Source organism: Propionicimonas paludicola (genome assembly GCF_002563675.1).
Classification (GTDB): domain Bacteria; phylum Actinomycetota; class Actinomycetes; order Propionibacteriales; family Propionibacteriaceae; genus Propionicimonas; species Propionicimonas paludicola.
This window is the reverse complement of record NZ_PDJC01000001.1, coordinates 2631387-2658266: the sequence shown is the minus strand read 5'-3', so window position 1 is coordinate 2658266 and position 26880 is coordinate 2631387. Positions and strand designations below refer to the sequence as shown.

The window sequence follows — 26880 nt, the reverse complement described above, 5'->3', positions numbered from 1 at the left end:
TGCCTCACCTATTTCCAGTTCCGATAATCGGCCTCAGGAGAGCAGTTCGAGGCGGCCGTCCGCTGCCTCGCCGCCGGCTTCGAGCAGCGCGCGCCGGACCACCGTGCGCAGATCGCGGCGGTTGTGGGTGTCGGTGGCCGAGGCGCGGAACTCGCGCTGCCGCTCGGCACCGGAGCCGCCGGCGAGCAGCTCCTGGATCAGTTCGGCGACCGGCTCCCGCTCGCCGAACTCGGCCAGGACCGGGTCGATCGCGGCCAGGAGCTGGCCGACCACCTCGGCGGCCGGTGCCGGACTGCGAGTGATCGGGCTGACCAAGGAGCGGGTCAGGCCGAACCGGCTGGCCTGCCAGCTCCACGTCCTCAGGACCGCAGCCGAGACCGCGGCGGGAGCCCGTCCGGCCTGCCATTCGCGGACCGCGGTCTCGACCAGGGCCCGGATGATCGCGGCCAGCCCGGCGGCGTGGGTCGGCTGCAGGCAGACGTCGGCCACCCGCACCTCGATCGTGGGGAAGGCGTTGGACAGCCGAGCGTCGAAGTAGAGCATCCCTTCGTCCAGGGGGACGCCGGTGTCGAGCAACTCTGCGCAATGCCGGCGGTAGCCGTCCGCCGATCCGAACAGCTCGGACGGCCCGGCCGTCGGCCACCGGCTCCACACCTGATAGCGGTAGCTGGCGAAGCCGGTGTCCATCCCCATCCACAGCGGCGAGTTGGCGCTCAGCGCCAGTAACACCGGTAACCAGCCACGGATCCGGTCCAGCGCCGCGACGCCCTCCTGGTCGGAGGCCACGCCGACGTGGACGTGGAAGCCACAGGTGAGCTGGTCGACGGCGGTGAGCGCGAAACGTCCGGCCATCTCGGCATAGCGCGGGTGATCGACCAGGGTTGAGGTCAGCGGCCACGGGCTGGTGGCCAGCGGTACTGTCCGGGCGTCGTGCTGGGCGGCTGCGGCGTCGGCGATGGCCCGTCCGGTGCGAATCGCGGCGAGCTGGCCGTCCAGGGTTGTCTGCGGTGGGTTCACCACCTCGACCTGCTCGCGCTTGAACTCGGTGGTCAGCCGATGGCCGGCAGCGGACGTCTCGGCGGAGGCGACGATGGCCTCTCCGCGCGGCACGGGACGCAAGGTGGTGGCGTCGACGACTAGGAGTTCCTCCTCCACGCCGAAGGTGCGTTGCTCCGATGCGCGGCCGGGCAGGGTGGAGAAGGGCGAACGGCGAGAACGACTGGGCATGGCGGCCTCCGACTCTGTCGGCTGTTCCGGCCAGTGGCACTGGCCAGCGAGCAGCCTGGCTCCGTCCCATACCCAGCGCGGCGCCTGATGAATCGGCTTGTCGCAGAAGTGTCCGGTCGGCTCCCTATACAGCGGCCGACTGCGGAGCCCACGGCGCCGGCTGGCCGGGGTGCTGGGTGCCGAGAGTGCGACGCAGTGAGCGCAGTGCGCGATGCTGAAGCACGCGGACCGCGCCCTCGGACTTGGCGACGATCTGGGCGGTCTCCTCGATGGAGAACTGGTGGACGTAGCGCAACAGCAGGACGGCCCGCTGATCGGGGCTCAGGCCGGCCAGGATCTCGGCCACGGCGGCCTGCTGTTCGCTGGGTGAGTCGGTCGCGCCTTCTGGACGCAGCTTGTCGGCGGCCGCGGTCACGTCCTCGCTGCTACGGCCAGGACGGCGCTGCTCGCGGCGCCAAGAGTCGATCAGGCGGCTGCGGGCGATGGTGAAGGCCCACGTGCGGAAGGCGGCCTCGTCACCGGTGAACTTCGGCAGCTGCCGGACCAGTTGCAGGAACACCTCGCCCAGGCAGTCCTCCGGGTCGGCAGCCCCGTGCGCGGCCAAGAACCGCAGCACGCCAGGGGCCAGCTCGCGATAGAGCTCACCCCACGCCCAGTCAGCTCCCTCGGCCGCAGCGGAGAGGACCTGCGGGAATCGTCCACCGATAGCCACGACGCAGATGGTCTCGGCTAGGAGCGGCGGGAGGAAGGTACCCGTGCGGGTACCTGCACGGATGCCTGCGCGAGGCGGAGAGAAGTGCTGACCCGGGCGGCGGTCACCGGGTCAGCACTACGTCCACCATCAGCCAGGGGATCAGTCTTCGGAGTGATCGTCACCGGAGTCTTCGCCGGAGTTGTTGTCGGAGTTGTTGCCGGAGTTGTCACCGCTCTGGTCGTGGCTGCTGCCGGCGCTCTCCTGGTCGTCGGGCTCGTCGCTGGAGTCGTCACTGGAACCGTCCGACTCGTCATCGGCCTCCTGGTCGTCGGAGTCGTGGCTGCGGCCGGCCTTGGTGTGATGGTCGCCGTCGTCGTCGGTCTCGTCGGCTTCGGCGTCGTCATCCTCGCGATGCGAGGTGGGAGTGGCGCTCGGGGTGGGGGAGCTGTCGTCGCCGGACTCGTCCTCGGCCTCGGACTGGTCGTCGCTCTCGTCGTCGGCGGACGAGCTGGCGGTCGGCTCCTCGGTCGGAGTGGGGTCTTCGGTCGGGGTCGTCTCGACCGACGGGGCCATGGTCTCGGGTGCGGCGGGCACCAAGTGAGCCAATGGGCCGGTTCCGGTGGCGGCGGCCACTCCGACGCCTGCGGTGAGGGCGACGACAGCCGCGATCACCGAGCCGATCAGTAGGCGGTGGGTCTTGAACGTGAACAGGTCCTTCATGCGGGTCCTCCTGTTGGTCTGGGGTGCGTTCCTGAGCGAGCGCGCCTCATGCGAGACGGCGGCCACGATGGTCGCCTCGTACTGCGCAGTGGGAACGTCGGCGTAGGCCGACTCCACGGCTTCCAGGAAGGCGGAGACCTCCCCCCAGGTCGGGTCATCAACCGGCCGCTCTCGCGAGATCAGCCGGTTCTCCTGCTCTTTGTCGATGCCCATGACCACCTTTCCAACTGGGTAAACGCGCGGTCGGACGCCGCTGTTACACCCCCTCGCCGCAGAAGTTCGGTGGCGTGGGTGGAATGTTTGGGGGTCTGTCCCCGCACGTTGGGTTGGCAAGGGGGACGGTGGTGGAAAACCGTCCCCGGGGTCAGGGCTGGAGGGGGAGCAGCAGGGCGCCGGCGTGCGGCGGGAGCAGGATCTCCGAGCCGCCCAGCCGGGCCCCGGCCGGGGTCGTCCAGCGCAACTGGTAGGACCCACCGAGCTCGATCGGGTTCTGGTAGTCGCTGAAGTTGATGGCCACCACCAGGCCGCCGCGGCGCAGCAGGAACCAGCGGGACTGCTCGTCGAACTCGCAGCTGGTGCGCAGCAGGGACGGGTTGGTCAGCTCGGCGTACTGCCGGCGCAAGGTGATCAGCTCGCGATAGGCCCCGAACAGCCGCCGGTGGTCGCCGTCCTCGCGCTCGTCCCAGTTCAGCTTCGCTGCCTCGAAGGTCTCGATGGCCATCGGGTCGGGGACGGCGTCGTGATCCCAGTTCATCCGATCGAACTCGGCCAGCCGGCCGGCGCTGACCGCGGCGGCCAGCTCGGATTCGGGGTGACCGGCGAAGAACGGGAACGGGGTGCGGGCCGCCCACTCCTCACCGGCGAAGATCAGCGGAGTGAAGCCGCTGGTCAGGGTCAGTAGGGCGGCGCAGGCCAGCTGGTCGACATCGAGGTGGGCGGACGGACGGTCGCCCGCGGCCCGGTTGCCGACCTGGTCATGGTTGGCGCTGTAGCCGACCAGCCGCCAGGCGGCCTGGTGGGCCCGATCCAGCGGCGCGCCGTGGTGGCGTCCGCGGAAACTCGACCAGGTGCCGTCGTGGAAGAAGCCCTGCTCACAGACCTTGGCCAGCGCCGACAGCGGTTCGAAGTCGGCGTAGTAGCCGTCGGTCTCCCCGGTCAGCGCCACATGCAGGGCGTGGTGGAAGTCGTCGCTCCACTGCGCGTCGATGCCCAGCCCGCCGGAGCTGGCCGGAGCGGTCAGTCGCGGATCGTTCTGGTCGGACTCGGCGATCAGCGTCAGCGGGCGACGCAGATGCACCGACAAGTCGGCCGCCACTGCGGCCAGCTCGGTGAGGATGTGGGTCGGCGAGTTGTCGATCAGCGCGTGCACGGCGTCCAGGCGTAGGGCGTCCACGTGCATGTCGACGAACCAGTGCCGCAGGTTGTCGGCCAGGTATCGGCGCACCTCGTCGCTGCCCGGGCCGTCCAGGTTCACCCGGGTGCCCCAGCCGCTTTCGGCGTCGTCCCCGGCACCGAGGTAGGGGCCGAACCGGGGCAGGTAGTTGCCGCTGGGTCCCAGGTGGTTGTAGACGACGTCCTGGATCACGGCCAGGCCCAGGCCGTGCGCGGCGTCGACGAAGCGGCGATAGGCGTCCGGGCCGCCGTAGGGCTCGTGGACGGCGAACCAGGCCACCCCGTCGTAGCCCCAGCCGCGGTCGCCGTTGAAGGCGTTGACCGGCATCAGCTCGACGAAGTCGACGCCCAACTCGACCAGGTGCGGCAGTTTGGCGATGGCCGCATCCAAGGTGCCCTCGGGGGTGAAGGTGCCCAGGTGTAGCTCGTAGAGGACGGAGCCGGCCAGCTGGCGTCCGGTCCAGGCCTGGTCGTGCCAGGCGAAGCCGTCCGGGTCGAAGGTGCGGGAGCGTCCATGGACGCCGTGCGGCAGCCAGCGGCTGCGCGGATCGGGCAGCACCGTGGGATCGTCGTCGAGCAGGTAGCCGTAGTCGACGCGGCCCAGCGGCTCCGGCTCGGCCGGAGTCCACCAGCCGTCGGCGCCGCGCTGCATGGCCACCACCCGCTCGTCGGTGACCAGCCGGATGCGGTGCGGCAGCGGCGCCCAGACGTCGAAGCGTCCTCGTTCGCCGGCCCGACGCTCCTCGCGGACCAGGGCGGCCACCGGGTACTGGGCCAGCAGGTCGGCCAGTGGCACCGCACCGGCCGGGTCGCGCTCGACCAGGCGTCCGGAGATCAGGTCCCGCCAGCGTCCCTCGGGCAGCGGCAGGGACGTATCCCGCCAGCCGCCGGCCGCAGCCAGGCCCACCGGCAGCCGGGTGGCCACGGCGATCACCCCGCCCCGGTCGAAGGCCACCAGATGTGCGGCGGCCGGACCTTGGGCGGCCAGCGGGGTGTACTCGGCGAACAGCTCGGGACGGTCCCGGCGCAGGGTCAGCAGCTGGTGGCACAGCAGCAGCTTGGCCGCCCCGTCGTCGGTGATCCCGGTGCTCAGTGGCGGACGGGCGCCGGTGCGGACCCGGCGCAGCAGCTCGGCTCGGGCCGCGAAATCGACCGGACGCCGGTTGTCCGGGTCGACCAGGCTCTGCTCCCACAGCTCGCTGCCCTGGTAGAGGTCCGGGACGCCGGGGACGGTCAGGGTCAGCAACTTGGCGGACAGCGAGTTGCTGCGTCCGGGGCCGGCCACCACGGCCAGCACCCGCTCCAGCACCGCGGCCACCCGCGGATCGTCGAAGCAGGCGTGCACGCAGGCCTCCAGGGCCCGCTCGTAGCCGGCGTCCGGCGCCGTCCATCGGGTGTGCTCTCCGGCCTCCCGCATCGCCTTTTCGGCGTAGTCACGTAGGCGTTCCCGGCTGGCCGGCCAGGCGCCCACGATGGCCTGCCAGAGCAGGTTCGCCATCCCGGCGTCCGGCACCGGCACCAGGGCCAGCAACTCGCTGAGAGCCTCGGCCCACAGCTGCGGAACCTCGGCCAGCACGCTGATCCGAGCCCGGACGTCCTCGCCGCGCTTGGTGTCATGGGTGGTGCCGGCGGTCAGCGCACGCGGCCAGTCCTGCTGACGGGCGGCCATCAGGGCGTGGAAGTCGTCCACTCCGACCGAGAACAGGTTCGGGTTGCCGCCCACCTCGTTCAGCGAGGTCAGCCGCGCCCAGCGGTAGAAGGCCGCGTCCTCGACGCCCTTGGCCATCACCATGCCCGAGGTCTGCTGGAAGCGCTGCGCCGGGGCGGACGCGCCGTCGGACAGGATCGGCACCAGGACGTCCAGCAACTCCGACAGGTCCGGACGATGCCGGCGGGCGGTCTCGAAGGCCCGATCGACGTACTCGCGCCCCTCGGGCAGGTAGGAGCGGTACACCTCGAAGTCGGCCAGCAGTTCGGCGATGGCCTTGGCCAGGGCGTCCAGCTCGGGGGCCTGCTCGGGCTCAAGGGTGGCCCACACCTCGCGCGCGATCCGGCGGGTCTCGGAAGCCAGGATCCCTTGGGCCACGGCCAGTTTGCTGGCGTGCACCAGGGTGGGCCAGTCGGTGGCGTGCCCGCGCAGCTCGGCCTCGAGCTCGGTCAGCGGGGCCTCGCCGGCCGGGTCGACCAGCACCCGGTCGATCAGGGCCATGGCCTCGTAGCCGGTGGTGCCGGCCGTGGCCCAGGTGTTCGGTAGCTTCTCCAGGCCCAGGCGTCCGGACTCGCCGTCGGTGATCGAGAGGATCTTCTCGACCAGGACGTAGCTGTCCCGGGTCAGCCCGGCCAGATCCTCCAGGTAGCGCCCGGGGTCGCGCAGGCCGTCGGGGTGATCGACCCGCAGCCCGTCCATCAGGCCCTCGTCGAACCAGCGCTGGATCTCGGCATGGGACTTGCTGAACCACTCCGGATCCTCGACCCGGATCGCCACCAGGGTGTTCACTGCGAAGAAGCGGCGGTAGTTGAGCGTCCGATCGGCCTCCCGCCAGCTGACCAGCTGGTAGTGCTGGCGACTGTGCACCAGGTTGGGATCCTCGTCGGGGCCGAAGGTGGTGCCCGGCGCCAGCGGGAAGCGTTGGTCGTAGTAGTGCAGCTCGCCGCCGAGCACCTGCAGGTGCTCGATCCGTCCGTCCGGGCCGAGGTCGTCGTCACCGATCACCGGGAGTCGCAGCTTGCCGTCCCCGGCCGCCCAGTCGATGTCGAAAGCCGAGGCATAAGGGGATTCGTGGCCGTGAGTGAGCACCTGCCACCACCAGTCGTTCTCCCATGGACGGGCCACGCCGACGTGGTTGGGGACGATGTCGACCAGCACGCCCATGCCCAGCCGGCGGGCTTCGGACGACAGCGCGGCCAGCCCGGAGGCGCGTCCGCGGGAGGGATCGATGGCCCGATGGTCGGAGACGTCGTAGCCGTGTTCGCTGCCCGACTCGGAGGCCAGCAGCGGGGAGAGATAGACCCAGTCGACGCCCAACTCGTGCAGATAGCTCAGGTGCCGGGCGGCCGCGACCAAGTCGAAGTCCTCGGTGATCTGAAGCCGGTAGGTGCTGGTCGGGGTGCGCCGCACGCCTACCTCTCTTTCTGGATCGGAGTCGGTCTCTCGAGGCTAGCTCGCGCTACCTGAGCGCGTCATCATCGTGGAAGTACCCGGTGTGGACGCCATCACGCGGCCATCCGTGTGATGCTCAACGTAGCGGTCGCGGCGACCGCCCGATCCGAGCGGAGGTGGCAGGTGGCCACGATCGAGCAGGACGCGGCTAGTCCGGGCCAGCGCAGGCGGGTGGCCGTGGTGGTGAATCCGGTCAAGATCGACGACCTTGAGCAGCTCAAGGGCTCTCTGGAGGATGGCGCTGCGGCGGCCGGGTGGACGGTGAGCTGGCACGAGACCACGCAGGACGAACCCGGCGAGAGCCAGGCCCGGCAGGCGGTGGACGAAGGGGCGGAGCTGGTCTGTTCGCTGGGTGGCGACGGCACCGTCCGGGCGGTTGCGTCGGGGCTGGTCGGGACCGAGGTCCCATTGGGGATTCTGCCGGGCGGCACCGGGAACCTGCTGGCCCGCAACCTGGGGCTGCCGGTGGACGACCTAGTCGCCGCAGCGCAGGTGGCGCTCACCGGAGTGCCTCGTCCGGTCGATGTCGGAGCGGTGACCTGGGACGACGACCCCGAACAGATCTTCCTGGTGATCGCCGGGATGGGGCTGGACGCGCGGATGATCGGCGAGGCCGATGAGCGGATCAAGAAGGCGGTCGGCTGGCCGGCCTACCTGCTGTCCGGGGTGCGTGGGCTGTTCGACTGGGGCTTCTCCGCGCACATCACGGCTCCCGGACGCCGGGAGGGCAGCCGGCGGGCCCGAACCGTGGTGGTCGGCAACTGTGGGCAGCTGCCCGGCGGCCTGGATCTGATGCCGGACGCCCGGCTGGACGACGGGCTGCTCGACCTGGTGCTGGCCGCCCCGCACGGCCTGTCCGGCTGGTTCGGACTGCTGCGCGAGCTGATCACCGGCCGCGGAGATCGCAGCCTGCGCCGGCTTCGCGCCGACTCGGTCCGGATCAGGCTGGGCCGTCCGATCCTGGCCCAGCTGGACGGAGATGCGGTCGGTGAGCGAACCACGATGACCGTGCGAGTGCGTCCGCTGGCGCTGAAGGTGATGGTTCCCGCCGACTGATCCCGTGGCCCCCCGGTACGAAATGGGGACGGTTCCGATTCGTACCAACCCCTAGTCAGCGGGCTGCGCTACGAGTTTCGGAACCGTCCCCGGGTTAGGCGGGACGAGTGAGCCGGGCCAGCCGGGTGGTGAGCTCGGCCAGCTCGGGTACGAAATGGTACGAAATGGGGACGGTTCCGATTCGTACCAACCCCTAGTCAGCGGGCCGCGCTACGAGTTTCGGAACCGTCCCCGGGTTAGGCGGGACGAGTGAGCCGGGCCAGCCGGGTGGTGAGGTCGGCGAGCTCGTCGGCGGGGATGGCGTAGGTGTGCTCGGCGGCCGGGAACTCGCGGGCGCGGACGGCGTCGGCGTAGGCGGTGACCCCGCGCAGAGTCTCGGTGTGCACGTCGGCGAAGGTCCGGACGAACTTGGCCAGCGAGCCTTGGGTGATCCCGAGCAGGTCGTGCCAGACCAGGACCTGGCCGTCGGTGGACGAGCCGGCGCCGATGCCGATGGTCAGGCAATCCAGCCGAGATGTGATCAACTCGGTGACCGCTGCCGGAACCGCTTCGAACACGATCGCGAAGCAGCCGGCATTCTGCAGGGCCAACGCATCGGCGAGCAGTTGCTCGGCCTGGTCGGCGCTGCGTCCCTGGACCCGGTAGCCACCCAGCGCGGTGGCCGCCTGCGGGGTCAGGCCGAGGTGGCCGACCACCGGGATGCCTGCGGCAACGATGGCTCGGGCCCGATCGATGCTGGTGCCGCCGCGCTCGAGCTTCACCGCGTCCGCGCCGCCCTCTTTCACGAAGCGCTGCGCGGTGTGGACGGCCTCAAGATCGCTGGCCTCATACGACCCGAACGGCAGATCGGCCACCAGTAGCGCCCGGCGCAGGCCGCGACGGACGGCCTTGGTGAGCACCAGCAACTCGTCCACGCTGACCGGGATTGTGCTGTCGTAGCCGAGGACGACATTGGCCGCCGAGTCGCCGACCAGCACCAGATCGACCCCTGCCTGATCGGCGATCAACGCGCTCGGGTAGTCGTAGGCGGTCACCATCACCACCGGTTCGCCGGCGGCCTTGCGCTCGGCCAGGACGGTCAGGGTCACCGGGCGCTCCTCGGAGGCCGCAGCCTGCGGACGTCCTGCTGCGCTCATGGCGCCACCTCCAGGTTGTCGATCAGCCGAACCGGGCCGACCGGGACGGCCAGCGCGAGCAGTGCCCGGCCGTCCAGCTCGTCGATCGGAACGAAGGTGGACGGATCGACCACGGCGATGTACTCCGCACTCAGGCCGTCCGCCGCGAGTACGGCCGCGATGATCGTAGTAAGGCTCGTCGCGCTGCGTTCGCCCTGGTCAACGGCGGCTTTGGCCGCACTCAGCCCGCGGGACAGCGCGGCCGCGCGACGGCGCTGATCGGGGTTCAGCCGGACGTTGCGGCTGCTCATCGCCAGGCCGTCCGGCTCGCGGACGGTGGGACACACCTCGAGAGCAACTGGCAGGTTCAGGTCGGTGATCATCCGGCGCACCACGGCCACCTGCTGGGCGTCCTTGGCCCCGAAGAAGGCGACGTTCGGCTGCACCATGTTCAGCATCTTGGCCACCACAGTGGCCACACCGGCGAAGTGCCCGGGACGATGCGCGCCCTCCAGGACGTCCGCGATGCCGGAGACGGTGATGGTGGTGGCGTGGCCGTCCGGATAGACCTCGGCCACGTCCGGCGCGAACAGCAGGTCGGCGCCGCCCGCGGCGGCCAGCTCGGCGTCCCGGGCCTCGTCGCGCGGATAGCTGGTCAGGTCGGCGGCGTCGTTGAACTGGGTGGGATTCACGAACAGCCAGACCACGACCAGGTCGCAGGACGTCCGCGCCGCCCGGATCAGCGACAGGTGGCCCTCGTGGAAGGCGCCCATCGTCGGCACCAGGCCGACCCGGAGCGGGGACGATGCGGCGGCCCGGGCCTCGGCGATCGCGGCTCGCACCCCGGCGACGTCACGGACGATCTGCATCGCGGCCGCCTCCGTTCACCCGTCCGACCCGGTGTCGGCGCACCAGAAATCATCCCCCGGCGCGCAACCGACCGGCAACCGGCGCGGTCAGCTCCTGGGTGCCGAGGACGATGGCGAGCTCGAGCAGCTCGGCGTCCGGGCTACCCGGCTCGGCGGTGTAGACCATGATCCGCAGATCATCGGAGGCGACCACCAAGGTGTCGCAGGTCAGGGCGATGTCGCCCACGGCCGGGTGACGAATCACCTTGTGACGGCTGGGATCTGGGGGAAGTGGCTCGCTTGCGGCCGTCCACAACTCGACGAACAAGGGGCTGGCAGAGCGCAGTTCGGCGAGCAGTCGCCGCAGGCCCGGATCCTTCGGATAGCGGGCCGCGGTCAGCCGAAGGTCGGCCACCAGGCGGGCGGCGGCCGCGCCCTGCTCCTCGGCGCTCTGAACGGCGCGAGAGCCGGGCCCGACGAGGTTGCGCCACACGCCGTTGCGGTCGTTGCCTTTCAGGGCGGAGGTCGCTCCCATCAGGGCGTCGTAGGGGGCGTTGGCGACGATCAGATTCCAGGCCGCGTCGTAGACCACCAGCGGGACGTTGCCGAGCCGATCCAGCAGGCGCTGGACGCTGGCTGTGATCCGGGTGCAGATCAAGCCCGGGCCAGGTGCGACGAGCCCGGCCAGTGTGAACAGCAGCTCCCGTTCGGTGTCGGCAAGCCGCAGCGCCCGGGCCAAGGCCTCCACGATCTGAGGTGAGGGTGACGTCGCACGTCCCTGCTCCAGTCGGGTGAGGTAGTCGACGGAGATCCCGGCCAGGCCGGCCACCTCCTCGCGGCGCAAGCCGGCGGCCCGCCGGCGAGAGCCGACCGGCAGGCCGACGCTCTCGGGCCGCACCTGCTCGCGCTGGCGACGTAGCGCCTTGCCGAACTCGCTTGCCTCCATCGCTCCATTCTGCGCGCTGTGCGAGCGGACGTCCTGGCCCTGTCAGTCCTACGACAATCAGGGACCTGGTTGCGCTGAGGTTGGCGGCCAATCATCGAACCATGACCACAACACTGATCACCGGGGCGAACACAGGCCTCGGCAAGCAAACGGCAAGACTCCTCGTCGAGGCAGGCCACACGGTGTGGCTCGGCGCCCGCGACGAAGCCCGCGGACAGGCGGCAGCGGACGAGCTCGGGGCGCGCTTCGTCCAGCTCGACGTCACCGACGACGCGTCCGTCGCCGCCGCGCTGGCCGCGATCGAGGCCTCCGGAACCGGGCTGGATGTCCTGGTGAACAACGCCGGCATCGCGCGTCGGGGCGCCGGCGGCTCGGAGGCTCTGGACGGACCGAGCGTCCTGGAGGTATTCGACACCAATGCCGTCGGGATCATCCGGGTCACCGAGGCCGCGCTGCCGCTGCTGCAGCGTTCGTCCAACCCGGTGATCGTGAACATCTCCAGTGCCCTCGGCTCGTTCTGGGCCACCCACGAGCCGTCCCGGCCAGCCTCGCACTTCCGCTCGATCGCCTACGGCTCGAGCAAGGCCGCGGTGTCGATGATCACCGTCCAGTACGCGCTGAGCTATCCGCAGCTGCGGATCAACGCCGTCGAGCCGGGAATCACCCAGACCTCGTTGGGTGGCGGCGATCCGAAGAGCCACCCGGGTCGTCCGGCCGCCGAGAGCGCAAAGGTGGTGGCGCGGCTGGCCTGCATCGGCTCCGACGGACCGACCGGCACCTTCCAGGAGGACGACGGCGAGCTCGGGTGGTAGTTCGCCGGTGCTCCGCCACCGGTTGTGACCAGTCGCGGCGGATACTCGGTGCATGAGTAACAAGGGCTGGCAGACTCACTGGCACAAGCATCCGGGCGTCCGCTCGGGAGACCAACTCACCCTCGGCGAGCGAGCCGCCGACCGGATGCGCAATGCCATGGGATCGTGGCCATTCGTCTTCGGGTTCTTCGCCGTGATGATCGGCTGGGTGATCGTCAACACGGTGCTGGCGATCGGTGGGCCGCACGGCTTCGATCCGTACCCCTACATCCTGCTGAACCTGTTCTTGTCGATGATGGCCGGGGTGCAGGCGGCGGCGCTGCTGATCGCCGCCAAGCGGTCGGACGCCATCGCGTCCGAGATCGCGATCCACACCGAGCACAACACCGACGACATCAAGGACCTGCTGGCGCAGAACCTGCAGCTGATCCAAGAGGTGAAGCGCAACACCGATCTTCTCGACGAGATCCATCGGCATGTGACCGCGCAGACTCCAGGGGTCGGGGAGTTCCCGCCGAAGGCCTAGCTCGGACGTTGTGGAGCCGTCCCCACCAGTCGCGGGGACAAGGGTGGACGGTTGTGGAACCGTCCCCGATGAGGCGGGGGACTAGCGACCGGGCTGGTCGGCTCGGCTCACGTTGGCCTGGATGATCGGGATCGGGAACCGGGACGCCCGCAGCGGGTCGAGCAGGTCATCGGTGATGCCGGCGGTGAAGTCGTCGATGGCGAAGACTTTGAACAGGGCTTCGCGGCCGAACTTGGAGCTGTCGGCCACGAAGAAGGCCTCCTTGGCCACCGAGCGCATGACGCGCTTCAGCTCCAGCTCGTAGCTGTTGGCGTGGTACAGCCCGTCCTCGGAGACGGTGTCCGATCCAAAGATGGCCACATCGACCCGGAGGTTGGCCAACTGCTGCACTGAGGTCGGCCCCCACATGGTGTAGAGGTTCGGCAGCAGCTCGCCGCCGATGAACACCAAGTGCATTGATCGTTTTCGCGCAATCTCCAGGCCGACCCTCAGATCGTTGGTGACGACGGTGACTCGCTGGTGGTTCAGGTTGCGCGCGACTTCGAGCGTGGTGGTCCCGCCGTCGAGCAGGATGGTCTGGCCCTCGAGGACTCGCTCGGCCATGGCTTTGCCGATCGCCGCCTTCTCCTGACGGTGCAGTTCCTCTTTGAAGTGGTGTGGTGTCTCCGACTGCTTGATCGGGGTGGCCCCGCCATGCGTGCGCCGGATCAGATCCATCGACTCCAGCTGCTCAAGGTCGCGACGGATAGTGGATTCAGTGACCCCAAAGGCCTGCGCGAGATCACGCACCGACTGGAAGCCGTGGTCGCTGAGCACCTCCACGATCTCCGCTTGCCGAGACATGTCCCTCCTCATCCGTCTTGCTGCAAAGGCTAGCCCGACTAGCGTCCGCGCGCAGCAAGCGCGCGAAATCGTGCATCAGCAACCGTACTGCAAGCCAGACCCGCCCTCGCACGAAATGAAGCGCCCCCCGCGCGCACACCGCACGGTCCAGCGAAGTGGTTGCGCGTTCGAAAGATGGCCCTTCGCGCGTTTTGCGCGATGTAGCGCAAGATTGTGCACGTTTTCGCTTGACCCGGGGGTGGCGCAGGGGCTAGCGTCCACCGCAATGGGGCGCGGCATGAAGGCTCGTGCAGCCCCCAAACCAGGCTTTGGACAAAGGAGTTCCTATGAAGCGCAGGTTCATGCCCGCCGCCGTTCTCGCGGTCGGGCTGTCCTTCTCGGTGGTTGGTTGCACGACGGTCGGCGAGGCTGCCCCGTCCGCATCCGGCGCCGCCTCGTCGGCCGCTCCGGCCGGTGAAAAGGTGATGGTGACCGTCGTCAAGGCGCAGACCATCCCGTGGTTCCAGCGGATGGCCGAAGGCGTCAAGGCCTTCGCCGAGCGCACCAAGATCGACGCCCGCCAGGAGGGCGCCGACGACGTGGCTCCGGAGAAGCAGGTCAAGATCATCGAAGACCTGATCGCCCAGCGCCCGACCGCGATCACTGTCGTCCCGAACTCGCCGGAGGCGCTGGAGAGCGCACTGGCCAAGGCTCGCGAACAGGGCATCATCGTGGTCTCCCACGAGGCCACCGGCATGAAGAACGTCGACATCGACATCGAGGCCTTCGATAACGCGGCCTATGGCTCGGACATCATGAAGAACCTCGGCGAGTGCATGAAGGGCAAGGGCAAGTACGTCCAGTTCGTCGGTGGCCTGACCGCCAAGACGCACATGGAGTGGGTCGGTGCGGCCTATGACTACCAGACCAAGAACCTGCCCGACATGAAGCGGGTCGAGACCCCGATCGAGAGCACCGACAACCAGGAGACCGCCTACCAGCGGGCTCGCGAGATCCTGGCCAAGTACCCCGATATCGCGGGCTTCCAGGGCTCGGCCGGCAATGACGTCCCCGGCATCGCTCGGGCGGTCAAGGAAGCCGGTCTGCAGGACAAGGTCTGCGTGATGGGCACCTCGATTCCGTCGGTGGCCAGCCAGTACCTCGAGGACGGCTCGATCGACAAGATCTTCTTCTGGGATCCGGCGCTGGCCGGCGAGGCCCAGCTGCAGATCGCCAAGATCCTCTCCGAGGGCGGCAAGATCACCGCTGGCACCGACCTGGGCATCAAGGGCTACGAGAACCTGCAGCCGATGGCCGGACAGACGAACGTCTTCGTGGGCACCGCTCAGGTGGCGGCCGATAAGGAAAGCGCGAAGCAGTACCAGTTCTAGTCACTCAGCGCTAACCGGCTCCGGGGCGTGTCCAGGCGGCACGCCCCGGAACCAACCCAAAGAGAACAGAAGCTCACGATGAGTTCCACGACAGCACCAGCAACCCAACCCTGGGTCGCGGCCGGGCAGCCCCCGGTCCTGCAGGCCCGACACATTTCGAAGCGATTCGGCGGCGTCCAGGCTCTGGATGATGTCTCGCTGGACCTGCTCCCCGGCGAGGTGCACTGCCTGGCCGGCGAGAACGGCTGTGGCAAGTCCACGCTGATCAAAATGATCTCCGGCGCCGAGCGTCCCGACTCCGGCGAGATCGAGGTGGACGGTGTCGTCCACACCCGGATGAACACCACCTCGGCCATCCAGAGCGGGATCCAGGTGATCTACCAGGACTTCTCCCTATTCGGGAACCTGACGGTGGCCGAGAACATCGTGCTCACCTCCGCGGTGGCCGCCAAGCAGAAGCTCTACCGGGCCGCCGAGGCTCGCGAGAAGGCGCGGGCCATCGTCGAGGAGTTGCAGCTCGATCTGGATCTGGGCGCCGACGTCGAGAACCTGTCGGTGGCCGATCGGCAGCTCACCGCGATCTGCCGGGCTCTGGTCAGCGATGCCCGGGTGATCATCATGGACGAGCCGACCACGGCCCTGACCCACTCCGAGGTGGAGCATCTCTTCACCGTCGTCGAGCGGCTGCGGGCCCGCGGCGTGGCCCTAGTTTTCGTCTCCCACAAGCTGCAAGAGGTGCTGGCCATCTCCCAGCGGCTCACCATCATGCGTTCGGGACGAGTGGTCATCTCCGGCCCGGCCGCCGACTTCGACCGGCGCTCGATCGCCCGGCACATGACCGGAAGCGACGTCGAGGAGTCCCGGCGGGTGCCCGACTTCGACCAGGCCGCGACCCCGGCCCTCGAGGTGCGCGGGCTGACCTTGCCCGGCGCCTTCCGGGATGTCTCCTTCCAGGTCGGCAAGGGCGAGATCGTCGGCGTCACCGGCCTGCTGGGATCCGGACGCACGGAGTTGGCCGAGTCGATTTTCGGAGTACTGCCGGCCAAGTCCGGCACGATCGCGATCGACGGAGCCCCGGTGCGCGTCCGCAACATCCAGGATGCCGTGGCGGCCGGCATCGGCTACGTCCCCGAGGATCGGCTCACCCAGGGCCTGTTCCTGGAGAAGCCGATCGCCGACAACATCATCGCGGCCTCGCTCGACGAGCACCGCAACTGGTGGAAGCTGCTGGATCGCGCGCGGATCTGGAAGACGATCACCCACTTCTTCGATCAGCTCAAGATCCACGCGCCGCACCCGAACCGGGCGGTCCGGGCGCTGTCGGGCGGAAACGCGCAGCGAGTGGTGCTGGCCAAGTGGCTGGCCACTGATCCCAAGGTGCTCATTCTCAACGGCCCGACCGTCGGCGTGGACGTCGGCTCGAAGGCTCAGATCCTCGACCTGCTGCGGATTCAGGCAGAGCGGGGAATGGCCGTCGTGATCATCTCCGACGACACCAATGAGCTCGTCGCCTGCTGCCACCGCGTCCTGGTGGTGGCTCACGGGCAGATCACGCGTGAGTTGGTTGCCGATCAGGTAACCGAGGAGTCGATCCAGGAAAGCATGGCGGTCTGATATGCAGCTCCTTCGCAAGTTCCGGGGCGCCAACAACGAGGGCAGCCTGGCGCTGATCCTGCTCGTGGTCGTCCTCGGCATGTCCCTGCTCAACCCGGTGTTCTTCAGCGTCAACACCGCGTTCTCAATCCTGCGGGCGGCCACCGTCCCGATGATCCTGGCCCTGGCCGTCCTTCTGGTGATCATCTCCGGCGGCATCGACGTCTCGTTCCCGGTGGTGGCGATCGGCTCGGCCTACACGGCGGTGACCATCTGCCTGAAGACCGGCTTCGATCCGGGGCTGCCGGCCATCTTCGGGATGGCCATCATCATCGGCGGACTGCTCGGCTTGGTGAACGGCTTCGTGATCGCCAAGTTCCGGCTGCCCACCCTGATCGTCACTCTGGGCACCCAGGGCATCTTCTTCGGCGCCATGCTGGTTTACGTCGGCACGCGCTACTACCCGAGCCTGCCGGCCTCGATGGCCGCACTCTCTGCGGTCAACGTGGTCGAACTGACCACCGGCGCCGGACGGGCCTACCTGCACGTGCTGGTGCTGCTGTCGATCGCGATCGCCATCGCCATCTGGGCGGTGCTGAAGTTCACGATGTTCGGACGAGCCCTGTACGCCATCGGCGGTGACGTCGAAGGCGCTCGTCGGGCCGGCATCCGGGTGGTCCGCACTCAGCTGTTGATCTACGTGCTGGTCGGCATGGTGGCCGCCATCGGCGGGGTTGCCTATGTGGTGATGAGCCGCAGCGCCAACCCCCAGGATCTGGTCGGCGGCGAGCTGGACATCATCGCGGCCGTGGTGTTGGGCGGGGCGTCCATCTTCGGCGGACGCGGCTCCGTGCTGGGAACCGTGTTGGGCGTGCTGCTGATTCAGGTGATCAACAACAGTCTGTTGTTGGTCGGCGTCCCGAGCGCCTGGCTGCGGGCGGCGGTCGGTCTGCTGCTGATCCTGGGCGTGGGCGTCCAGGCGGTCAGTGCCCGGCGCAACTCGCAGCGCATTCACACAGTGGACGACGCGGTCGAAGCCGCCGGGCCAGAGCTGGAGAAGGTGTCATGAAGACTGAGCAAGCACAGCCCGAGACCGGCGCGAACAGCTTCGCGGCGATGAACAACCGGATCGGACGGGTGGTCGCCGAGGCCGTCGGACGAACCCTGCGGGATCGCGGCGTCTCCCGGATGCTGATCGCCTTGGTGGCGGCCTTCGCCTTCTTCGCGATCATGCGGCCGCAGATCTTCCTGGGCCCGATCAACATGCAGAACATCATGGTCGCAGCGCCCGAGGTGGGCGTGATCGCCATCGCCATGATGCTGGCCATGCTGACCGGCGGGATCGACCTTTCGCTGGTCTCGATCGCCAACCTGTCGGCGGTGACCATGTCCACGCTGTTCACGATGATGGCGGCGTCCAACCCGGCCACGGGGCAGTCGATGACCGTGCCGCTCGTGCTGATCGGGCTGCTGGTCGGTGCTGCCTGCGGCCTGCTGAACGGCTTGCTGATCAGCCTGGTCGGGATCACCCCGATCCTGGCCACCCTGGCCACCATGCAGATCCTCAATGGGATCGCCATCGTGTGGACCGGCGGCAAGACCCTCTATGGGGCACCGGCCGCGCTGACCACCTTCGGCAAGACCGCACTCGGCCCGGTGCCGATGCTGTTCATCGTGTTCATCCTGGTGGCCATCGTGATCGCTACCGTGGTCCGGAGCACTGCGCTGGGACGCAAGCTTGAGTTGCAGGGGGCCAATCCGGTGGCCGCCCGGTTCTCCGGGATCCCGAGCCGGTCGGTGCTGATCGCCAGCTACACGATCGGTGGGACGTTGGCCGGCCTGGCTGGAGTGCTCTTCCTGTGCCGCAACCCCACCGCATCGGCCGACTACGGCGCGTCCTATGTGCTGCTGGTGATCGTGATCGCCGTGCTCGGTGGCACCAACCCCAACGGTGGTTTCGCCACGGTGGCCGGGGTGGTGCTGGCCACGCTCACCCTTCAGGTGGTGGCCAGCGGGTTCACGGCACTGCGGCTTTCGCCCTATCAGTACTCGATCGCACAGGGCGTGATCCTGGTCGTGGTGATGATCCTCGACACCATCAACTGGTCGCGTCCCAAGTTGCGCAAACCCGCCGTGACAACCGATTCAGCTTCATTGCAGACGACACAGGTCGGATCAATCAAGAAAGATAAGGAACAAGAATGAAGAAGATCATCAACGAGCCGCTCCGGTTCGTCGACGAGTTCCTCGAGGGCATCCTGCTCGCTCACCCCGACCTGGTGAAGACCCCGGGTGACGACCCGCGGATCCTGGTTCGGGCGGACGCTCCGGTGGCCGGCAAGGTCGGCATCGTCACCGGTGGCGGCTCGGGGCACCTGCCGCTGTTCAAGGGCTACGTCGGCAAGGGACTGTGCGACGGCGTCGCGATCGGCAACGTCTTCTCGTCCCCGTCTTCGGCCCAGGTGTTCGAGGCGACCAAGGCCGTCGACGGCGGCGCGGGCGTCCTGTATCTCTATGGCAACTACGGCGGCGACGTCTTCAACTTCGACCTGTCGGTGGATCTGGCCGAGCTGGAGGGCATTCCGACCCGGACGGTGCTGGGCTGCGACGACGTCGCCAGCCAGCCGAAGGAGCGGGCCGCGGATCGTCGCGGGGTGGCCGGCATCATCTTCGCGTTCAAGGCGGCCGGTGCCGCTGCCGAGCGTGGCGACAGCCTCGATGAGGTGGCCGCTGTGGCTCAGGACATCGTCGAGAACACCGCCACCATGGGTGTGGGGCTGACCCCGACGATCCTGCCGACCACCGGCAAGCCGAGCTTCGAGCTGGCCGAGCGCGAGATGGAGATCGGCATCGGCATTCATGGCGAGCCGGGCATCCACCGCGGTGAGCTGGAGAGCGCCGACGAGATCGCCGATCACCTGCTGGCCCCGCTGATGGCCGACCTCTCCCTGGTCGCCGGTGATCGGGTGGCCGTCCTGGTCAACGGCCTGGGCGCGACCCCGCTGGAGGAGCTGTACGTCCTCTACCGCCGGGTGCACCAGAACCTGGCCGCGGCCGGCATCGAGATCGCCAAGAACTACGTCGGCGAGTACGCCACCAGCCTCGAGATGGCCGGTGCGTCCATCTCGCTGCTGAAGCTCAACGACAGCCGGCTCGAACTACTCAACGCGGCGGCTCGCTCGCCCTTCTTCATTGAGGCATGACAGTAATGAATGGAAAAGAACTCGCCGAGGCGATTCAGAAGTGCCTGGCACTGTTCACCGACTACGCCGACGAACTCGGTGACCTGGATCAGGCACTGGGCGACGGGGACCTGGGGATCACCGTGTCGCTGGGGGCGAAGGCCGCCAGCGAGGCGCTGAGCAACCTGGACGACTCGGCCACGCCGGCCGAGGTGGTGCTGGCCTGCGCGAAGGCGTTCGCCAATGCCAATCCGTCCACCATGGCTGCCCTGGTGGCCGGCGCGCTGCTGGCCGGTTCCCGGACCCTGGGCGATGCGACCGAGGTTGCGCCCGGCCAGGCCGGCAAGTTCGCCCTGGCCGCGGCCGAGTCGATCAGCCAGCGCGGCAAGTCGCAGGTCGGCGACAAGACCATCCTGGACGCGATGTTCCCGGCCGCCGAGGCTCTGCTGGCCTCCCCGGACGGTGTTGCCGACCTGGCTGCGGCCATCGAGGCCGCCGAGGCGGGGGTGATCCGTTCGACCGGCCTGCAGTCTCGTCGCGGGCGGGCGTCCTGGATGCAGGAGCGCAGCATCGGTCTGAAGGATCCCGGTGCCACCGCGTACCTGAGGTTCCTGCAGTCCTGGCACGCAGCGAACAGCCCGGCGGAAGTCGGCTGAGACCCGGCGAGCGGCGCGCCGCCACGTGCCGTTGGCAAGCCCCGGGGTGTGTTTCGATCTGGACTCTCGCAGATCGAAACACACCCCGGCCTTTGTTTCGGGCCGGTCGGCCCGCAGACCCAACAACAGGCAGGTAGCCCGATGACTTCGATGTTCGCGCAGGAACTTGATACCCCCGGCCCGCTGGCGTCGGCGCCACTGAGCTGGCGGACGACCACGCGTCCCGAGCCCGGGCCGGGGCAACTGGTGATCGAGGTGGCCTCCTGCGGGGTGTGCCGCTCGAACCTGCACATGGTGCAGGGCGACTGGGTGGCCGGCGGGGTGCCGGCGATCTCACCGATCATCCCCGGCCACGAGGTGACCGGACGGGTGGCTGCCCTCGGCGCCGGTGTCAGCGACTTCGCGGTCGGTGACCCGGTGGGCGTCCAGCCGGTGTGGTGGACGTGTGAGGAGTGCGAGTTCTGCACCAGCGGACGCGAGCAGCTGTGCCACCGCCGGATCATTACCGGGGAGCATGTGAATGGCGGCTATGCCGAGTTCATGCTGGCCAATGCTGCTCACACCTACCCGGTCCCCGCCGAGCTCGACCTGATCGACGCCGCGCCGCTGTTCTGCCCGGGAATCACCGCGTACGGCGCCGTCGAAAAGGCCGGCATCGTGCCTGGTCAGCGGGTGGCCGTCTTCGGGCTGGGTGGGGTCGGGCACATGGCCGTCCAGTTCGCCCGATTGGCCGGGGGTGACGTCGTGGCGGTCGGACGCAATGCCGAGCACCTGCGGGTGGCTCGCGAGCTGGGGGCGTCGGACGCCGTGGACTCGACCGACCCGGCGCAGCTGGCCGCGTTGGAGGACTCTGCGGACGTGGTCTTGACCTTCGCCGACGCCGATGTGGTCACTGCGCAGGCCCTGGCCGCGCTGAAGTGGGGCGGGACGCTGGTGGCCGGCGTACCGCTGAACGTGACCGGCTTCCACTTCAACAAGGCACAGACCATCAAGGCGTCCATCCTGGGCAACCGGGAGCAGATGCGGACGGTGCTGGCGCTGGCCGCGTCCGGGAAGATCACCACTGTCGTCGAGCGGTTCGGGATGGCGGACGCCGCCCATGCTCTCGACTTGCTCGCCGCCGGACGGCTCTCGTCGCGGGCCGTGCTGCACAACTGAGGCTGCCGCGGGTCGCTCGGCCGGCTGGACCGCAAGGCCTTCACGCGCTTGGTGCCTTGCGGCACTAAGGCACGCGAGCCACTTGGGTCGGCGCGCACAGCCCTGCGCGCGGCGCGTTTGGATTCGACACACTACTGCTCTTCGCTGTTCGGATATCCTCACCGCTGTGAGCCTCAGGCGGCGCTTTCGGCTGTGGCGCCTGAGGTTTTGGGCGCTGATCCTTCCTCCGCGCCCGGTGCCGCGGGACCTCCTTGCCGAGAGGCAGACAAATCTTCAGATTCTCGCCAGACTAGCCGGCCTAGCTGGGGTTTTCGTAACTGCCTCCCTCGGGGTAACGCTAATCAAGCTGGTTCTGGGGCTTGGTGGCAACGGGCAGTACTTGGCCGCGGTTATGGAGAGGGTGTCGTTGTCGGCACTAGCCGGAATGACTCTCGCTACCCTTGGTGCCAGCCTGCTGCCGATGTCGCTGGTTTGGGGCTTCGTGTCACTGGCCACTTCTAGTACGTCTCCTCGGATGCAGGTGTTCTGGGCAGTGGCTGTGGTCTGTGACCTAACCGTGTTCAGCAAGGCCATTCCCAACATCTCCTGGCTGTGCGGTGTTGCTTGCTATCTGCTTGTTCGGTATGCCGATCTTCGCCGATCACGTGGCCGAGGAACCACAAGAGTGATTGACCTCGCTGAATGGGGGCGAAGGTCTCGTTACCACGGCGACGGCCAGATCCGAGGTCTCTCGAGGCGTGCCAGAGACTCTGCGCGACTGAACGAGAACGAACGTGAGGCTCTCGTCCAAGAGATACAGGACCGCGAAGGCCAGCTGAAACTTCCTGCGGATCTGGCGAGGTTAGCGGCGGTTTGGTCTGCAGCTAGCCTCTACCTTGTTTCGCTCCTAATCTCGCCCCCCACCTTCTCCGCGCTTTACCTCGTTACCACGGAAGAGGGATCTCGGCCTGGATACCTGGTTCGAGGACGCGATGACTTCCTTGTGCTGGACGAGAGTCTGACTCAGGCAAGGATTTGGCCGCGATCCGAGGTGCTCTCCTGGCAGCTCTGCAGCGGCACCACGAACGACGACACCTGGCTGTTCCGGCCCATGGTGGCGCCAAGCGACGAAGGGGTCTCACCGTGCTGAACGGCCCCCCGTTGCTGTCATCTGGCACGGGCAACGACACCGTCCCCGCTTATCCGGCGGCGGCGCGGGCGGCGGCGGGCAGGGCGGCGATGAGCTGGTCGAGGTCGGCGTCGGAGTGGGCGGCCGAACAGAACCAGGCCTCGTAGGCAGAAGGCGGCAGGGCCACCCCGGCGTCGAGCATGGCGTGGAAGAAGCGCCGGTAGGCACCTGCGTCCTGGGTCTGGGCCTGCGCGTAGTTGGTCACCGGTGCGTCCACGCCCCAGAAGATCGAGAACAGCGAGCCTGCCCGCGAGATCACGTGCGGGACGCCGGCCTGGGTCAGGGCGTCGTCCACGGCCGTCGAGAGCGCGGACGCCACCGCGTCCACCCGGGCGTAGACCTCGGCGTCGGCCAGCTTCAAGGTGGCGATCCCGGCCGCGGTGGCCAGCGGGTTCCCGGACAGGGTGCCGGCCTGGTAGACCGGGCCGAGCGGGGCCAGCAGGTCGAGCAGCTCGGGGCGTCCGCCCAGGGCGGCCAGCGGCATGCCGCCGCCGATGACCTTGCCGAAGGTGAACAGGTCCGGGGTGATCGCGCCCTGCTCGAGGCCCCACCAGCCGGCCGCCGAAACCCGGAAGCCGGTCAGCACCTCGTCGTAGATCAGCAGGGCGCCGTGGGCCGAGGTCAGTTCGCGGAGCAGCGCGTTGAAGCCCGGGGCTGGTGCCACCACGCCCATGTTCGCGGCGGCCGGCTCGGTGATCACTGCGGCGATCTCGGCGCCGCGGGCCGCGAAGACTTCGCGGATCGCGTCCGGATCGTTGTAGGGGACCACCAGGGTCTGTGCGGTTGCGGCGGCCGGGACCCCGGCCGATCCGGGCAGGCCGGCCGTTGCCAGGCCCGAGCCGGCGGCGGCCAGCAGGGCGTCCGAGTGGCCGTGGTAGCAGCCGGCGAACTTCACGATCAGGTCGCGTCCGGTGGCGCCGCGGGCCAGCCGGATCGCGGTCATGCAGGCCTCGGTGCCGGTGGAGACGAAGCGCACCTTCTCGGCCAGCGGGACGCGCTCGCGGACCAGTTCGGCCAGCTCGGCCTCGGCCACGGTCGGGGCGCCGAAGGACAGTCCGCGCCCGGCGGCATGCCGGACCGCGGCCACCACCTGCGGGTGCGCGTGACCCAGGATGGCCGGGCCCCAGGAGCCGACCAGGTCGAGGTACTCGCGTCCGGCCACGTCCCAGACCCGGGAACCCTCGGCGCGGGACACGAAGACCGGGGTGCCGCCGACCGAGCCGAAGGCCCGCACCGGGGACGAGACCCCGCCCGGAATCACCGCGCGGGCGCGGTCGAAAGCCTCATTGTTCGTGGTCATCGCAGCCACCCGGCCAGCTCGAGCGCGGCGTAGGTGAGCACGATGTCGGCCCCGGCTCTCACGATCGCCGTGGTCGACTCGACCAAGGCCGTGCGGCGGTCGATCCAGCCGCGTTCGGCCGCGGCCGCGATCATGGCGTACTCGCCGGAGACTTGGTAGGCGGCCACCGGGACGTCCACGGCGGCGGCGACGTCGGCCAGGACGTCCAGGTAGTAGCCGGCCGGCTTCACCATGACGATGTCGGCGCCTTCGGCCTCGTCCAGTGCGGCTTCGAGGACGCCCTCGCGGCGGTTGGCCGGATCCTGCTGGTAGGCCCGCCGGTCGCCGACCAGGGACGAGCCGACCGCCTCGCGGAAGGGTCCGTAGAAGGCGGAGGCGTACTTGGCCGCGTAGGCCAGGATGCCGGTCTCGAGGTGGCCGGCGGCGTCCAGGCCGGCGCGGATGGCGGCGACCTGGCCGTCCATCATTCCCGAGGGGGAGACGAAGTGGGCTCCGGCTTCGGCTTGGGCGATCGCTTGGCGGACGTACAGCTCGACGGTGGCGTCGTTGTCGACGGAGCCGCCGGGGGTGAGCACGCCGCAGTGGCCGTGGTCGGTGAACTCGTCCAGGCAGGTGTCGGCGACGATCACCAGGTCATCGCCCACCTCTGCGCGGACGGCTGCCAGGGCGCGGTTCAGGATGCCGTCTTCGGCGTAGCCACAGCTGCCTGCGGGGTCCTTGTCGGCGTCGTCCGGGACGCCGAACAGGACCAGTCCGCCCAGCCCGGCCTCGACCGCGCGGACGGCCTCGGCACGCACCGAGTCAAGACTGTGCTGGACGACCCCGGGCAGCGAGCCGATCGGCTTCGGCTCGGCCAGTCCGTCCGCCACGAAGACCGGCAGCAGCAGTTGGGCCGGCTGCGGACGGGTCTGCGCGACCAGCCTGCGGATCGCCGGATTGGTACGCAGCCGACGGGGACGCCGGACCGGTGGGTTCATGCTCGTGCTCCTGCGTGGACGCTAGTGGCGGAGTTCCCATTCTCGCCCATGGGGTGGAGGGTGGCGATTCGGGGTCAGGGGACGTGCGCGGGGTCCGGCTCTCTGAGGGCCTGTAATCGAACAGGCGTGCGAAAAAGTGTCAGTGGCGGGTGGTGAAATCTAGCTATGACGACGAGCAGCAGCCTCCTTCCGGCCAGCCAGGTGTTGGCCGAGGTTGACGCGCTGCTGGATCGGGTGGCGCCGCGGGAGCATCGCATGGATCCGGCTGATCGGCTGGCTTTGGTGCGGTTGGCTCGGCGGGTGCGGAGCCGGGTGGACGCGTTGGCGTCGGTGGTGACCGCCGAGGCGGAACGTGCCCATGCTGCGGAGCGGGCTGCCGGGACGGGGTTGGGTTCCTGGATCGGGATGGGCGAGACGGTCTCTCGTCGGGAGGCGGCCGGTGCGGTGCGGCAGGCCCGCTCGTTGGGTTCGCATCCGGTGGTGGGTGAGGCTGCGGTGGCCGGGCGGCTCGGTACCGGTCAGGTGCGGGCGATCACTGGGCTGCTGGACGGTCTGGCGCCTCAGTTGAGTGGTGAGCAGGCCGCGCAGGCTGAGGAGTTGTTGGTGGGCTGGGCTGGTCAGATGGATGCGGATCAGCTGACCCGGTCGGCCGGCAAGGTGCTGGCTGCGGTCGCGCCGGCCACGGCTGCCGAGACCATGGAGGCTCGGTTGCAGCGTGAGGCGGAGGCGGCGCACCGGCAGCGGTCGTTGCGGTTCTTCTTCGAGGGTGCATCGGTCCGGTTTGATGGTTCGCTGCCCCGGCTCGCGGCCGAGGCCTGGATCGCGCAGCTGGACGCCATGGCCGAGCAGACTCGGCGGACGCTGCTGGAGCGCCGCGATCGGCTCGCTGAGCTGCCGACCGCCGATCAGCGGCGAGCTGATGCGCTGATTGCGCTGATTCAGGCCGGTGGCAAGGGCAAAGAGTCGTGGGGCGGACGGGTGCTGGTGCAGCTGGACTATGCCCAGCTGTTGGCTGGTGCGGCTGGAGTGGGGCTGGTTGGAGCTGGGCAGCAGTTGCCTGCGGGTGAGTTGCGTCGGATCTGCTGCGACGCCGAACTGATTCCGGTCGTCCTCGGCTCCCACTCTGAAGTGTTGGACGTCGGGCGCGCCGAGCGCCTGGTGACCCCGGCGATTCGGACTGCTCTCCTGGTGCGTGATCGTGGCTGTGTGTTCCCTGGCTGCGACGCTCCCGCCTCCCGCTGCGAAGCGCATCACATCATTCCTTGGTGGGCCGGCGGACGAACCTCCCTTTCCAACCTCGCACTCCTGTGTCACACCCATCACCCGCTGGTCGAACCCGCCCACGGCCCCCTCCGCGACCAATGGCAGTTGCGGATCGCCCCCGACGGCCTCCCCGAGTTCACCCCACCAGCCCGGATCGACCCCAACCAGAAGCCCGTTCGGCACTCCCGCCATACGAGACACACAGCCGACTCACCGCCCACCCCGGCCACGGGCCCGCCCCCAGCTGCCTGACCTGGGAGCAGAGGGAGGCGGTGCTCTGCTTGCGATGCTTGGTTGTTTCGCCACCGCGGGCTCTTTCGCTCGGTAGCGTGAGTTGAGGCGACCTTCAGGGGGAGATCATCATGCGCAGATCAGTCGCAGTTGCAGTCATCGTGGCTGGACTCATGCCGCTAGCAGCGTGCGCCGGCGGGCAGGCCTCATCGATGCCGAGTGCGGGCGCGGAGTGCCTCGAAGCCACGAACCTCGCCATGAACGGGATCATGAAGGGCACTACTGGCGAGGGAATGACGTTCGTCTCGGCCAAGGCGATCAAGTCGCCTGACTTCTCGAAGGTGTACTTCATAGCCATGAAGTTCTCGGCCACTGGCGTCGAAGACCAGGTCGGAGTCTGGGCCTCCAACTCTCTCGAGCCCGGTGGCGGTCTCATCATGGCGATCGACGGCGTCGCGCAGCAGTTCAGCGACTGGGGTCCGGGCTCATCCACCACGGCGAAGATCAGCGCCGCTGACCCGTCAGTAGCAGCAGCGAAGTCTTGTCTCCGCTGAACAGCTTCGCCGCCCGGGCTGAACGCGTGGGCCCATGCGTGCCGATCCGCCTCGGTTGAGAGGGAGCTGCTGCAAGGTCGCTCGATGTC

22 protein-coding genes are annotated in these 26880 nt (G+C 68.8%); 12 read left to right on the top strand and 10 right to left on the bottom strand.

Going from position 1 to position 26880, the window contains the following annotated elements:
* Positions 1–33: 33 nt before the first annotated feature.
* The 4 genes from ATK74_RS12370 to treY all read right to left on the bottom strand — a co-directional run bounded on the left by ATK74_RS12370 (position 34) and on the right by treY (position 7151).
* Positions 34–1227, bottom strand: a complete 1194-nt coding sequence (locus ATK74_RS12370) for a carboxylate-amine ligase (RefSeq protein WP_098461323.1) — start codon at positions 1225–1227, stop codon at positions 34–36.
* 124 nt (positions 1228–1351) lie between these two features.
* A complete protein-coding gene (locus ATK74_RS12365; RefSeq protein WP_098461322.1) occupies positions 1352–1939 on the bottom strand; it encodes an RNA polymerase sigma factor in 588 nt (195 codons plus the stop codon).
* 141 nt (positions 1940–2080) lie between these two features.
* On the bottom strand, positions 2081–2854 hold the full coding sequence (locus ATK74_RS12360; protein ID WP_098461321.1) for a hypothetical protein: 774 nt from the start codon (positions 2852–2854) through the stop codon (positions 2081–2083).
* 151 nt (positions 2855–3005) lie between these two features.
* Positions 3006–7151, bottom strand: coding sequence for a malto-oligosyltrehalose synthase (gene treY / locus ATK74_RS15645; RefSeq protein ID WP_098461320.1), 4146 nt, complete (start codon positions 7149–7151; stop codon positions 3006–3008).
* A 165-nt stretch (positions 7152–7316) separates the two neighbouring features.
* Between treY and ATK74_RS12350 the strand changes: the two genes are divergently transcribed.
* Positions 7317–8249 (top strand): diacylglycerol/lipid kinase family protein, encoded by a 933-nt coding sequence (locus tag ATK74_RS12350; RefSeq protein WP_211283370.1) that lies wholly within the window; start codon positions 7317–7319, stop codon positions 8247–8249.
* Between the two features lie 236 nt (positions 8250–8485).
* Here the strand turns inward: ATK74_RS12350 and panB are convergent, their stop codons facing one another.
* From panB to ATK74_RS12335, 3 genes are read right to left on the bottom strand one after another with little or no spacing between them, the layout of a single operon-like run.
* The gene (gene panB / locus ATK74_RS12345; protein WP_098461318.1) at positions 8486–9385 is read right to left on the bottom strand and encodes a 3-methyl-2-oxobutanoate hydroxymethyltransferase; all 900 of its coding nucleotides are present in this window, start codon (positions 9383–9385) and stop codon (positions 8486–8488) included.
* Complete coding sequence (panC, locus tag ATK74_RS12340) at positions 9382–10233, bottom strand: pantoate--beta-alanine ligase (protein ID WP_098461317.1); 852 nt, start codon at positions 10231–10233, stop codon at positions 9382–9384. The genes panB and panC overlap by 4 nt, the downstream gene beginning before the upstream one ends.
* Before the next feature lie 49 nt (positions 10234–10282).
* Positions 10283–11158 carry a helix-turn-helix transcriptional regulator gene (locus ATK74_RS12335; protein ID WP_098461316.1) on the bottom strand — a complete coding sequence of 292 codons (876 nt, stop codon included), beginning with the start codon at positions 11156–11158 and terminating at the stop codon, positions 10283–10285.
* 101 nt (positions 11159–11259) lie between these two features.
* Here ATK74_RS12335 and ATK74_RS12330 point away from each other — a divergent pair, with 101 nt between their 5' ends.
* Both ATK74_RS12330 and ATK74_RS12325 read left to right on the top strand, forming a co-directional pair.
* Positions 11260–11970, top strand: a complete 711-nt coding sequence (locus ATK74_RS12330; protein WP_211283369.1) for an SDR family NAD(P)-dependent oxidoreductase — start codon at positions 11260–11262, stop codon at positions 11968–11970.
* Between the two features lie 52 nt (positions 11971–12022).
* The gene (locus ATK74_RS12325; RefSeq protein ID WP_098461315.1) at positions 12023–12496 is read left to right on the top strand and encodes a DUF1003 domain-containing protein; all 474 of its coding nucleotides are present in this window, start codon (positions 12023–12025) and stop codon (positions 12494–12496) included.
* A gap of 81 nt (positions 12497–12577) precedes the next feature.
* Here ATK74_RS12325 and ATK74_RS12320 read toward each other — a convergent pair whose 3' ends face one another.
* Entirely contained in the window at positions 12578–13339 is a 762-nt protein-coding gene (locus ATK74_RS12320) for a DeoR/GlpR family DNA-binding transcription regulator (RefSeq protein ID WP_098461314.1), read from the bottom strand.
* A gap of 326 nt (positions 13340–13665) precedes the next feature.
* Between ATK74_RS12320 and ATK74_RS12315 the strand changes: the two genes are divergently transcribed.
* From ATK74_RS12315 to ATK74_RS12285, 7 genes are all read left to right on the top strand, one after another.
* Positions 13666–14709, top strand: coding sequence for an autoinducer 2 ABC transporter substrate-binding protein (locus tag ATK74_RS12315; RefSeq protein ID WP_098461313.1), 1044 nt, complete (start codon positions 13666–13668; stop codon positions 14707–14709).
* A 78-nt stretch (positions 14710–14787) separates the two neighbouring features.
* Complete coding sequence (locus ATK74_RS12310; protein ID WP_098461312.1) at positions 14788–16323, top strand: sugar ABC transporter ATP-binding protein; 1536 nt, start codon at positions 14788–14790, stop codon at positions 16321–16323.
* Between the two features lies 1 nt (position 16324).
* Positions 16325–17371, top strand: coding sequence for an ABC transporter permease (locus tag ATK74_RS12305; protein WP_098461311.1), 1047 nt, complete (start codon positions 16325–16327; stop codon positions 17369–17371).
* Positions 17368–18507: an ABC transporter permease gene (locus tag ATK74_RS12300; protein WP_211283368.1), complete on the top strand. Its 1140-nt coding sequence runs from the start codon at positions 17368–17370 to the stop codon at positions 18505–18507. Before ATK74_RS12305 ends, ATK74_RS12300 begins: the two co-directional genes overlap by 4 nt.
* Positions 18504–19505: a dihydroxyacetone kinase subunit DhaK gene (locus ATK74_RS12295; protein ID WP_098461310.1), complete on the top strand. Its 1002-nt coding sequence runs from the start codon at positions 18504–18506 to the stop codon at positions 19503–19505. Before ATK74_RS12300 ends, ATK74_RS12295 begins: the two co-directional genes overlap by 4 nt.
* Before the next feature lie 5 nt (positions 19506–19510).
* Positions 19511–20140: a DAK2 domain-containing protein gene (locus ATK74_RS12290; RefSeq protein ID WP_098461309.1), complete on the top strand. Its 630-nt coding sequence runs from the start codon at positions 19511–19513 to the stop codon at positions 20138–20140.
* A gap of 141 nt (positions 20141–20281) precedes the next feature.
* Positions 20282–21298 (top strand): alcohol dehydrogenase catalytic domain-containing protein, encoded by a 1017-nt coding sequence (locus tag ATK74_RS12285; protein ID WP_098461308.1) that lies wholly within the window; start codon positions 20282–20284, stop codon positions 21296–21298.
* A gap of 1178 nt (positions 21299–22476) precedes the next feature.
* Here the strand turns inward: ATK74_RS12285 and hemL are convergent.
* Both hemL and hemB read right to left on the bottom strand, forming a co-directional pair.
* On the bottom strand, positions 22477–23766 hold the full coding sequence (gene hemL / locus ATK74_RS12275) for a glutamate-1-semialdehyde 2,1-aminomutase (protein WP_098461306.1): 1290 nt from the start codon (positions 23764–23766) through the stop codon (positions 22477–22479).
* On the bottom strand, positions 23763–24743 hold the full coding sequence (gene hemB, locus ATK74_RS12270; protein WP_098461305.1) for a porphobilinogen synthase: 981 nt from the start codon (positions 24741–24743) through the stop codon (positions 23763–23765). The genes hemL and hemB overlap by 4 nt, the downstream gene beginning before the upstream one ends.
* A 165-nt stretch (positions 24744–24908) precedes the next feature.
* On the opposite strand from hemB, the gene ATK74_RS12265 reads away from it, so the two are divergent.
* Together ATK74_RS12265 and ATK74_RS15210 are read left to right on the top strand one after the other, a co-directional pair.
* Complete coding sequence (locus tag ATK74_RS12265) at positions 24909–26258, top strand: HNH endonuclease signature motif containing protein (RefSeq protein WP_098461304.1); 1350 nt, start codon at positions 24909–24911, stop codon at positions 26256–26258.
* Positions 26259–26506: 248 nt separating this feature from the next.
* Positions 26507–26791 carry a hypothetical protein gene (locus ATK74_RS15210; RefSeq protein WP_169923844.1) on the top strand — a complete coding sequence of 95 codons (285 nt, stop codon included), beginning with the start codon at positions 26507–26509 and terminating at the stop codon, positions 26789–26791.
* The last annotated feature ends 89 nt before the right edge of the window (positions 26792–26880 follow it).